Raw genomic sequence first — 10,315 nt, forward strand, 5'->3', positions numbered from 1 at the left:
CGGCCGCTCGGGCCACGCGGTCGGGTTAGCCCGGCGCGACCTGGGCAGACGCGTTCCCGAGGAGGTGACACCCCATGATTCTCCTGATCGTTCTGCTCCTGGCCCTCGTCCTCGGCGGCCTCGGGTTCGCCGTCCATGTGCTGTGGTGGATCGCCCTCGTGGTCCTGGTGCTCTGGCTGCTCGGCTTCGTCTTCCGCAGCCCGACCAGCTCCGGCAGCCGCGGGCGCTGGTACCGATGGTGAGACCGCGTCCCGACCGCCCCACCCCTCGAACAACCCGCACTGCCGGCGGACACGGCAGAACAGGAGGCCGACATGCCACGCGGATCGAGCCCGAAGCGCGAACGGCAGTACGAGCACATCAAGGAGAGCGCGCTGGACCGCGGTGAGAGCACCGCGCGCGCGGAGGAGATCGCGGCCCGCACCGTGAACAAGGAGCGGGCCCGGCACGGCGAGTCGAGGACGGCGAGCCGGTCCTCGCTGCACGACATCTCCTCCGGCCGCCGCGGCGGCCTGCGCTCGCACGCGGGCGCGCAGGGGCCGACCAAGGACCAGCTCTACAACGAGGCCAGGCAACGGAACATCAAGGGCCGCTCGAAGATGAGCAAGGGCGAACTCGCCCACGCGCTCGGCCGCTAGGTGTTCTGTCCCGTGAGGTTGGACGCGGCCGGCGGGACAGAACACCTAGGTGTCCCCGCGCGTCCGGCGCGGGGGCGGCTCGGCCGCCGGCTCCTCGGTCACCGCCGGCGCGGCTCTCCCGTGCCGGCGGTGGCTGGTGTCGCAGAGCGGGTAGCACTGGCTGCGGTGGCAGGTGCAGAGCGCGACCACCGGCCGGTCGCAGCGCACCGCCTGTCCGTCGGGCAGCACGATCTCCACCGGGCCCTCCAGCAGGATCGGCCCGCGTCCGGCCGGCAGCCGCACCAGGCGCGACTCGCGCTCACGCGGGGCGGACACCGCGGATCACCACCAGAAGCTCCTCCCGCTCATCCGCACCGATCACGCCGCTCGCCTCGAACCAGCGGGCGCGGGCGGTCATCACCGGGCCGAAGGCCTGTCGCCGGGTGGCCACCACCGCCGTGTCGAGCCCGGCCCGCCGCAGAGCGGCCAGCGTCCGGTCGGGGCGGGCCAGCGAGGACTGCACGACGAGCAGCATCCCGCCGGGGGCGAGCAGCCGCGGGGCCAGCCGGCAGATCCGGTCCAGCACCAGCCGGCCGTCCGGCCCGGCGTCCCAGCTGCGGGCGATGCCGCGCCTGGGGGCGGCCGGCTCCGGGGCGGGTACGTAGGGGGGATTGGCGACGATCAGGTCGAAGCGGGCGCGGGCGACCGGACGGACCAGGTCACCGCGGCGCACCCGGATGCGCAGCCCGTTCAGCCGGGCGTTCGCCCAGGCCGTGGCCAGCGCCAGCCGGGAGAGGTCCACCGCGGTGACCTCCGCACCCAGCGTGGCCGCCGCGAGCGCCACCGCACCGCTCCCGGTGCCGAGGTCCAGCAGTCGGCAACCGGCCGGCGGGTGGTGTCGCCACAGGGTTTCGATCAGCAGCTCGGTGTCCCCTTGCGCCGGATAGACACCGGGTGGTGTGAGCAGCAGCATGCCGTGCGCCTGCCCACATCCGGCAGGCCGACCCGTCGGATCCGGCGCGGATTCGACGGCCGCGCCTGCCGGTGGGAACAGCGGTCGGCATACCCGCAGCAGGACGGAGGATCCTCGGACCGTCACCGTGCCACCCCGTCGACCCCGTCGACCCCGGCGGTGGCGCCGGGCGCGTCGTCCAGCGGGACGCGCAGGGAGCTGCGCCGCCCGTTCCAGCAGCCGAGCAGGTGCCCGCCCAGGCGCTCCTCGACGGCCCCCGTGGCGGCGATCCCGAAGGCGATCCCCGCCGCCAGTTCGGGCTCCGCGGCGACGAGCGGGGCGATCACGGTGTGCCGGACCAACTGTTCGTGCACCGCGTCGGCGGTGATGTGCTCGCGGTAGAAGAGCGTCCCGGCGGGCGAGGCTCCGAGCTGGGCGAAGGCCTGGGCGAGCCGGGCCGCGCCCGGTGAGGAGGTGATCTCCAGAGTGGCGAACTGGCCGATCAGGGCGGCCCGCAGCGATCGGTGCAGGCCGAACATCGACTGGAGGTTGACCGCCGCCAGGCCGGGCGCCGGGACCGCGTCCAGGTAGTGTCCGTAGGCCGGATCCAGGCCGAAGTCCGCCATCATCTCGGCGAACAGCACGGCGTGCGCCCGCTCGGGACGCCCGGCGCCGTACTCGTCGAACTGGATCGTCATCAGCGCGCCCTTGACGGGGTGCGGCAGCCGGGGCACCACCCACAGCTGCGGGTCGGCCTCCTTCAGGTGGTAGAGCGAGCGGTGGACCAGGAATTCGCGCGCCTGCCAGCGCTGTCCGTCGGCCAGCAGCCGGTACGAGGGCCCGTCCGCCCCCGCCGGCTCGACCAGCAGGTCGGACAGCGCCCGGTCCAGCGGTGGCGGGTCGCCGACGGCCTCGCACAGCGCGCCGAGGAACGCGTGTTCGAGCTGGGCGCGCAGGGCCAGCAGCGCCGGGTGCCACTCCCAGGCGGCATGCACGCCGGCGAAACCGAGGTAGTGCAGCTCGTAGCAGGTGTAGAGGGCGAGCTGCAGGTCCTCGCCCCACGGGTCGAGGCCCGCGGGGGCGGCCAGGACGCTGTCGGTGCGCGGCGGCCGGCGCAGCGTGTCGAGCAGCGCCGCACCGAGCGGACCGCGGGCTGTGGGCAGCGCGGGCGCAGCGGTGAAGGCGCTGAGGGTGGTGGACATGGGCCGGTCACCTGCCTCGGGGACGGAGTTCCGGGGTGCAGAGCAGGTACTGCCGCCGACGCGCGGTACGCACCAGTGCGGTGGTCATGTCGCCTGCTGGACCGACGCCGCCCGCACGCCGACGCTCAGGGGCGGCTGCCCACCCGGGCGTCGCCGAAACCCGCCCCGGCCTCGCGCCCGCTGCGTTGCCGTGGCCCTTGACGGGAGCGAGGCTCGGACGGGAGGGTGCGGGAGCGGAGCGGCCGCGTCCACGGCGTCCGGGACGGATGTCCCCCAGCTTTCGGCCCCGACGTCAGGAGAGCGATGACGAGCGAACCGGAGGACGGCGCGGAGCCGGCCGGCCCGGTCACCCGCCCCACCGACGAGCTGCGGGGCCCGCGGGAGCGCAGGACCCGGCAGCAGCAGCTCGACCTCGCCACCGGTCTGCTGATGGCCCGGCTGGGCCTGGCTCCGGCGGAGGCGCTGGAGCAGCTGGCGGCCGTCGCCGAGGCCACCGGGCAGCGGCCCGAGGAGGTGGCCGCCGACCTGCTGCACGGCTCGGACAGCCCCCCGGTCGGCGCCGCCGCGGCCCGGGAGCCCGCGCTGCCGCAGGCTGCCGAGGAGGCCGACGCCGGGGACGGCCCGGACGCCCGGGAGGGGTCGGAGGCCGCAGCGGACGCAGTTGCCGGGGAGGACCTGGACGAGCTGGCCGAGGCCCTGCTGCGCGACGGTCTGGCACCGCTGGGTGCCTGTGGGGTGCTGGTCTGGCGCCAGGTGGCGTCGGACTGTCTGGAGCTGGTGGGCGGTGCCGGGCACAGCCGGCTGGAGCGGGCGCACTGGCAGCTGGTGTCCCCGCTGTGGGACGGGCCGCTGCGACGGGCGTTCGCCACCGGCACCGCGCTGTGGCTGGCCGACGGCCCCGCCGCCGGCCAGCGCCTGCCCGGCCCGGACCGGCACGCCGCCCGGGCGGTGCTGCCGCTGCACGGCGAGCAGGGGCTGCCGGTGGGCGTCGCCGCGGTCTGCTGGCCGGGGCCGACCAGGCTGGATGGGGAGGTGCGGGGGCAGCTCGCCTCGCTGGTCGAGGTCGCCGCCCACGTGCTCGCCGCCCGGGAGCGCCGGGCGGAGTTCCGCACCAGCGCGCAACTGCCCCGCCCGGTGCTGACCTCGCTGCTCGACCTGCTGGCCCACCCGGCGATCCTGCTGCACCGGCCCGCCGCGGGCGCGGGCCCGGTGGTGGAGCACGCGAACCGCACCGCCCGGCGGATCTGCTCCGGTTGTGCCCCCAGCGCGCTGGAGCAGGCGCTGCCCTACGCCCACGTGCCGCTCTCCGAGCTGCTGGAGCGCGCACTGGAGAACCAGACCCCGCAGACCGCGCCCCAGGTGCCGGCCGAGCACCACCCCGGCGAGCCGGGCACCCTGGTCAACGTGCGGGTGCTGCCGGTGGGCCCGGAGCACGCCGCCGTCCTGTGGCACTCCGGCACCCTGGAGCACAGCTTCTCGGTGCTGCGGGTGGCGGGCGGCCTGGGCGGCCTGGGCGCCTTCGAGGACGACCTGACCACCGGGACGAGCCGGTGGAGCGAGCACGCGTTCACCTTCTTCGGCCTGCCCGAGGACGCCGACCCGGTCCCGCTGAGCGGACTCGCTCGGCTCGTGGATCCGGCCGACGCGGACGAACTGACCACGGCGATCACCCGGTTGATCCGCCGCCAGGACGAGGTGAAGCTGGTGGTCCGCGCCCGGCGGGCGCAGGGCGGCGTGCGCCGGGTGCAGATCGTGGCGGAGCCGCTGCTCACCCACGGCACGCTGACCGGGATCACCGGGATCTTCCAGGACGTGACCGGCCAGTACCACACCGAGGCGGCACTGGCGGCGACCTTCGACCGGCTCACCGACGTCCAGGAACAGGCCGACACCCGCCACCGGCTCGCGCTGCAAATGCAGCGGGCGATCGTGCCGGAGATGCCGGAGCCGCAGCGGCTGCCCGGACTGGAGGTGGCCGCCCGCTACCGGCCCGCCGCCCAGGAGTACCGGGTGGGCGGCGACTGGTACGACGTGCTGCCGCTGCCCGGGGACCGGGTGATGGTCGCGGTCGGGGACCTCGCGGGCCACGGCATCGAGGCGGCCACCGGCATGGTCGCGCTGCGCAACGCGCTGCGCGGGCTGGCGGTGACCGGCGAGTCGCCCGCGCGCCTGCTGCACTGGCTCAACGAGCTGACCCTGCGCACCGGCGGGCACCTCACCGCGACCGCGCTCTGCGCGATCTTCGAGCCCGGCACCCGGCGGCTGACCTGGTCGAGCGCCGGCCACCTGCCACCGCTGCTGCTGCGCGAGGGCCGGGCCCGGCTGCTGGAGTCGGACCGCAACGTGCTGCTCGGTGCCGCCGCGGACGTCGCCTACCGCGAGACCAGCACCACGCTGCGCGCCCAGGACACGCTCGTGCTCTACACCGACGGGCTGGTCGAGCGGCGGGGCGCCGACCTGCGGCAGAGCCTCGCCCTGCTGGGCCGGGCCGCACAGGACCTCGCCGGGAACGAGCTCGGCGACCTGGCCGACCGGCTGCTCGCCCAGGCCACCGGAGACACCGAGGACGACACCAGCCTGATCGCGCTGCGGATCCGGTGAGGCGGGCGGGGCTCCAGGTCGGCCGGTGGTCAGCCGGTGGTCAGCCGCACCCCGAGCAGGCAGCTGTCGTCGCGCGGGTTGGGCGCCTCCAAGCGGCGCAGGATGTGGTCGAGGCAGCCGTCGAGGGAGGTTCCCGGGTACTCCGACGCCGCCTCGCGCAGTCGCGCGGCGCCGCTGCCGGGGTGCCGGTCGGGCCGCTCCACCAGGCCGTCGGTGTAGAGCAACAGGGTGGCACCCGGGGGCAGTTCCAGCGTCGTCGCGCCGTACTCGGCCTCGGGCACCGCGCCCAGCAGCAGCCCGGTGGGCGCCGCGTCGAAGCGCGCGCTGCCGTCGCCGGCCAGCAGCAGCGGCGGCGGGTGGCCGGCCCGGGCCCAGGTGAAGGTGCGGGCCGCCGGGTCGAGCCGGCCGCAGACGGCGGTGGCGACGTAGTCGAAGCGCTGCTGCAGCATCATCCGGTTGAGCAGCGCGAGCAGGGCCCCGGGCGCCGCGCCGGTGCAGGCCAGCCCGCGCAGTGCGTAACGCAGCTGACCCATCCCCGCGGCGGCGGGCAGGCCGTGTCCCGAGACGTCCCCGACCACCACCAGTGCGCTGCCGTCCGGGAGCGCGAACAGGTCGTACCAGTCGCCGCCCACCTTGGTCTCCTGCTCGGCCGGCAGGTAGCGGGCCGCGTACTCCAGGCCCGGCACGGCCGGGGCGCGCGGCGCCGCGAGCAGGACGTGCTGCAGGGCGCGGATCACCCGGTGCTCGGCCACCGACCGGCGGCGCCGCTCGGCCAGTTCCGCGCGGTCCGCGGCCGAGTCCCGCTCGGCCGCCCGCTGGGCGGTGACGTCCTGGGCCACGCCGTGCACCTCGGTGACCGGGGCAGCGCCGCCCCCGTTGCTCTCCGCCGCCACCCGCAGTTCGCGCAGCCCGCCGTCCGGTCGGCGGATCCGCAGGTCCAGCTCGGCCTTGCCGCACCTGTCGAGCAGTCGCCGCGCCGCCTGCCGCAGGGCCGGCCGGTCGCCCTCCAGCACCGCCTCCTCGATCTCGGACGCCTTCAGGGGTGCGCCGCCGGGCCGGCCGAGCACTGCGTCCGCGAAGCCTGCGGAGCAGGCCAGCGCGGTGTCACCGGCGTGCCAGTGCCAGGTGCCCAGCCGCGCGAACTCCCAGGCCTGCGCCAGCTGCCGCTCCGCCCGGCGCTGGGCGTCGTACGAGCGCCAGGTGAGCAGCAGCCCGTTCGGCAGCGGCATCGCCCGCAGGGTCAGGCTGCTGGCGTGCGGCGTGCCGTCGACCACCTCGACCAGGGGGTCGAGCTCCTGCTCGTACGGTTCGCCCCTGCTGTGGGCCCGCAGCAGCCCGGCCAGCGCGCCGCTGGTGATCAGGCCGGGGTACAGCTCGGTGAGCCGGCCCCCGGCCAGCTCGGCCGCCGTGCGACCGGCCAGGTCCACGGTGGCCGGGTTGGCATGGGCCACCCCGAAGTCGACCACCCGCCCGTCCGCCGCCCGCAGCGGCGTCAGCAGCAGGGCCGGTGCGGTGAGGGAGTCGAGCACCGTCCGTGACCACCGCTCCCCCGGGCCGGCGACGTCTGCGGGGCGGCCCGCGGCGCAGCGCGCCAGCTCGTCGGCGCAGAGCTGGGCGACGGCGCGCAGGTACCGCTCGGTGTCGGGCCCGGACCGGAAGTGCTCCGGCCAGCCGATGCCGAGCACACCGATCGCCCGGTCGCCGGCACGCAGCGCCAGCGCGCAGACCGAGGCCCCCGGGATCACCGGGTCGTCGCCGGGCCCGGCCCACACCGGGCCGGGCTCGCGCAGGGCCCGGGCCATCGGCACCGTGGTGGCCGGCGGGATCCGGCGCCACTGGCCGGCCCGCCGCGAGGTCAGGCCGTGCCCGGCCACCAGGCGCAGCGCGCCGTCCGGCTCGGTCACCGCCAGCACCACCGCGCTCGCCCCCAGCGGTGCGACCGCCACCTCGCCGACCGCGCGGGCCAGCTGCCGCTCGTCGGTGGCGGCGGCGAGGGCCGCGGCCGCCAGGTGGTAGCGGGCCGCGCCGGTGGCGTCCAGCTGCCGTCGGCGGGCCGGTGCGGGGGCGGGCGGCTGCGCCGATGGGCCCGCGGGCGGTGGGTCCGCAGGCAGTGGGGAGCCGGCCGGTGGGGGCCCGGCCGGTGGGTCCGCGGGCGGTCGGTGGCCGGTCGACTGCGGCTCGACCGGCTGCGGCCCGGCTGGCTGCGGCCCGGTGGGCGGGCCCGGGGCAGCCTGGCCGAGCAGCTCGGCGGCCAGCTCCGCCACCTTGCGATTGCTCTGCTGCGAGTGGTCGGAGAGCCAGTCGAAGGCCTCCTGCGGCGAGACGCCGAGCCGCTCCACCAGCAGGCCCTTGGCCTGCTCGATGACCGCCCGGGTCCGCATCGCCCGGCGCAGCCCGGTCACCTCCTGCCGCAGACGGTCGACGACCTCGCGCAGTTCCGCTTCGGCCCGGTCCATCGCCGCCTCCACCGATCGGGTTTCGACAGGTCTCAGCGTAGGACGGGTGGGCCCGGCGAATCCTGCCGAGCGTGGTCCAGCAGGAAGGCCCGCGTGGAACTCCGCTACCCCTGCGTGAGCTGCTCGCGCAGGCCGCCCAGGGTGGCGGCGAGCAGGCGGGAGACGTGCATCTGGGAGATGCCCAGCCGCTGGGCGATCTCGCTCTGCGTGCAGTCGCCCCAGAAGCGGAGCAGCAGGATGGTGCGCTCGCGCTGCGGCAGACGGGCCAGCAGCGGGCGGACCGCGATCCGGAACTCGACCAGGTCCAGGCGTTGGTCCAGGACGCCGATCCGGTCGAGCAGCGAGCTGCCGAAGGGGTCGTCGTCGCCCTCGTGCAGCGCGTCCAGCGAGTCCGTCCGGCTCACCAGGGCGGCTGCCTGACCGGCCAGGACCTCGCACTCGTCGAGGCCCAGCGACTCGGCGATCTCCTCGACCCGCGGCGCACGGCCCAACCGCTGCTCCAGCTGGTCCGAGCCGCGGATCACCGCCAGGTAGAGCTCCTGCACACTGCGCGGCACCCGCACCGGCCAGGAGGTGTCCCGGAAGTAGCGCTTCATCTCGCCGGAGATGGTGGGGATCGCGTAGGTCGGGAACTCGACGCCACGGTCGAGGTCGTAGCCGTCCACCGCCTTGATCAGACCGACGGTGCCGACCTGGACGAGGTCCTGGAACTCCTCGCAGCGGTGCCGGAACCTCGTGGCGACGAAGCGGACCAGCGGCATGTTCAGTTCGATGACCGTGCCGCGCACGTAGCTGTAGTCGGCCGTCCCCGGCGTGAGCGCCGCCAGCCGGCGGAAGAGGGAATCGCTCAGCCCGCGGGCCTCGGTCTTGCCCATCGCCCGCAGCTCCCGGCGGGTGGGGCGGATGGGCAGCGGCGATTCGCCCGCGGCGTGATCGCTGCTCGCCGTCGACACGGTGGGCGTGCTGGGCGTGGTGCGGGAATGGAGCGGTGCCTGGACCGGCACGGTCCTCATCTCCTGGGCGTGACGGAGTCGCTCCCCCGGTGGGCCGGTCGACGACGACCATGACCCGGGGGGACGGGAACCTCCGCCCGGCTGCTTCAGGCGATGGGAGACGCCGCGGACGTGCCGCGCCGTCTTGGAACCCCTACCCGGGTGACCGGGCTTGAACCCTGGGGCGATCACCCCGGCACCGCACCCGCACATCTCCTCGCCGGACCGCGGGTGTGGCGGCGCGGGGCGCGGGCAGACGTGCGCCGAAACGGGAGGGTGCGATGCGCAGGGCCGGGCTGGAGTGGTACCGCTGTTGCGACGAGGCAGGGCCGGTCGCACCGGTGAGCGCGGCCGGCGCGGCACCGGCGCCGTCAACCAGTCCCCGTACCAGGCCTCTTGTAGGATCAAGGTCATGAGCACAGGGTCGTGGAGATGACGGCGTGAACGAGAGCGTGGCCGCCCGGCCGGCCACCGGACCCTTTGTGCATCCGGCCCTGTTCTACCGGACCACCGAGGGCTACCTCCGCGCTGTCGGCGACTTCGCGCGCCGCGCCCTGGAAGCCGCGGAGCCCTGCTTCATCGCCGTCCCCGGCCTACGGGTGGCGGCGCTGCGCTCGGCTCTGGGCGACGTTGCCGCGGAGGTCGAGTTCGCCGACATGTCCGTCCTGGGGCGCAATCCCGGACGGATCCTGGCCGCGCTGCAGGGCTTCGCCGACCGCCATCCCGACCGGCCGGTGCGGATCGTCGGCGAGCCGATCTGGGCGGGCCGCAGCCGCGCGGAGATCCTCGAAGCCACCCGGCACGAAGCCCTGATCAACACCGCCTTCGCCCGGCGCGGCGCAACCGTCCTGTGCCCCTACGACCTCACCGCGCTGCCGGCGGCCGTCGTCGGCGACGCCCGCCGCACCCACCCGACCGTCATCGAGGACGGCACGGACCTCCCGAGCCCGCACTACACCGACCCGGCCGTGGTCTGTGCCGACTGCGACCAGCCGCTGCCCGAACCGGCGCCCGGCGGGGTGATGCGAGTGGCCTACAGCGGTGGCGAGTTGGCCGCCGTGCGGCACCGGGCCGACAGCTGGGCCCGGAGCACGGCGCTGCGGCCCGCGCGCCGGGACGACCTCGTGCTCGCGATCGGCGAGGCCGTCGCCAACTCGGTCGCCCACGGCGGCGGGAGCGGAGTGCTGCGCCTGTGGACCCGTGGCGACGGCGCCGCCGTGGCCGAGATCCACGACGCCGGGCAGCTGAGCGACCCACTGGCCGGCCGCAGCCGCCCCTCGCTCACCTCCGGCAACGGCGGCCGGGGCCTGTGGATGATCCACCAGCTCTGCGACCTCGTCGAGATCCGCGCCACGCCGACCGGCCTGACCCTGCGCCTGCACGTCTGCGCCTGACCGCCGCGCTTCGGAGGTTCTCGTCGCCGCCCAGCCGGTGACCACGCGCGGAAGCCCTGCCGGACCACTCCGGCAGGGCTTCCGCAATACGGCCATGTTAT

Annotated in this window: 9 protein-coding genes; 4 read left to right on the plus strand and 5 right to left on the minus strand. The window is 75.7% G+C overall.

All coding sequences use genetic code 11. The features are described from left to right. The first annotated feature begins 74 nt into the window (after nucleotides 1-74). Together OG500_RS03830 and OG500_RS03835 are read left to right on the plus strand one after the other, a co-directional pair. A complete protein-coding gene (locus tag OG500_RS03830; RefSeq protein ID WP_327064931.1) occupies nucleotides 75-242 on the plus strand; it encodes a hydrophobic protein in 168 nt (55 codons plus the stop codon). Nucleotides 243-314: 72 nt separating this feature from the next. After that, nucleotides 315-638 carry a plasmid stabilization protein gene (locus OG500_RS03835; RefSeq protein ID WP_327064932.1) on the plus strand — a complete coding sequence of 108 codons (324 nt, stop codon included), beginning with the start codon at nucleotides 315-317 and terminating at the stop codon, nucleotides 636-638. Nucleotides 639-683: 45 nt separating this feature from the next. On the opposite strand, the gene OG500_RS03840 is transcribed toward OG500_RS03835, so the two are convergent. The 3 genes from OG500_RS03840 to OG500_RS03850 all read right to left on the minus strand — a co-directional run bounded on the left by OG500_RS03840 (nucleotide 684) and on the right by OG500_RS03850 (nucleotide 2,771). Further along, on the minus strand, nucleotides 684-953 hold the full coding sequence (locus OG500_RS03840) for a CDGSH iron-sulfur domain-containing protein (RefSeq protein ID WP_329576532.1): 270 nt from the start codon (nucleotides 951-953) through the stop codon (nucleotides 684-686). Next, a complete protein-coding gene (locus OG500_RS03845) occupies nucleotides 937-1,590 on the minus strand; it encodes a HemK2/MTQ2 family protein methyltransferase (RefSeq protein ID WP_327064934.1) in 654 nt (217 codons plus the stop codon). Before OG500_RS03845 ends, OG500_RS03840 begins: the two co-directional genes overlap by 17 nt. A gap of 122 nt (nucleotides 1,591-1,712) precedes the next feature. Then, the gene (locus OG500_RS03850) at nucleotides 1,713-2,771 is read right to left on the minus strand and encodes an iron-containing redox enzyme family protein (RefSeq protein ID WP_329576535.1); all 1,059 of its coding nucleotides are present in this window, start codon (nucleotides 2,769-2,771) and stop codon (nucleotides 1,713-1,715) included. A 303-nt stretch (nucleotides 2,772-3,074) separates the two neighbouring features. Here OG500_RS03850 and OG500_RS03855 point away from each other — a divergent pair, with 303 nt between their 5' ends. Beyond that, nucleotides 3,075-5,372: a SpoIIE family protein phosphatase gene (locus OG500_RS03855; protein ID WP_329576537.1), complete on the plus strand. Its 2,298-nt coding sequence runs from the start codon at nucleotides 3,075-3,077 to the stop codon at nucleotides 5,370-5,372. A 29-nt stretch (nucleotides 5,373-5,401) separates the two neighbouring features. Here OG500_RS03855 and OG500_RS03860 read toward each other — a convergent pair whose 3' ends face one another. Together OG500_RS03860 and OG500_RS03865 are read right to left on the minus strand one after the other, a co-directional pair. After that, nucleotides 5,402-7,828 (minus strand): SpoIIE family protein phosphatase, encoded by a 2,427-nt coding sequence (locus OG500_RS03860; RefSeq protein ID WP_329576539.1) that lies wholly within the window; start codon nucleotides 7,826-7,828, stop codon nucleotides 5,402-5,404. 104 nt (nucleotides 7,829-7,932) lie between these two features. After that, nucleotides 7,933-8,841 carry a SigB/SigF/SigG family RNA polymerase sigma factor gene (locus OG500_RS03865; RefSeq protein WP_327064938.1) on the minus strand — a complete coding sequence of 303 codons (909 nt, stop codon included), beginning with the start codon at nucleotides 8,839-8,841 and terminating at the stop codon, nucleotides 7,933-7,935. A gap of 419 nt (nucleotides 8,842-9,260) precedes the next feature. Here OG500_RS03865 and OG500_RS03870 point away from each other — a divergent pair, with 419 nt between their 5' ends. Then, nucleotides 9,261-10,214, plus strand: coding sequence for a sensor histidine kinase (locus tag OG500_RS03870; protein ID WP_329576542.1), 954 nt, complete (start codon nucleotides 9,261-9,263; stop codon nucleotides 10,212-10,214). Nucleotides 10,215-10,315 lie beyond the last annotated feature (101 nt).

Source organism: Kitasatospora sp. NBC_01250 (assembly GCF_036226465.1).
Classification (GTDB): Bacteria; Actinomycetota; Actinomycetes; order Streptomycetales; family Streptomycetaceae; genus Kitasatospora.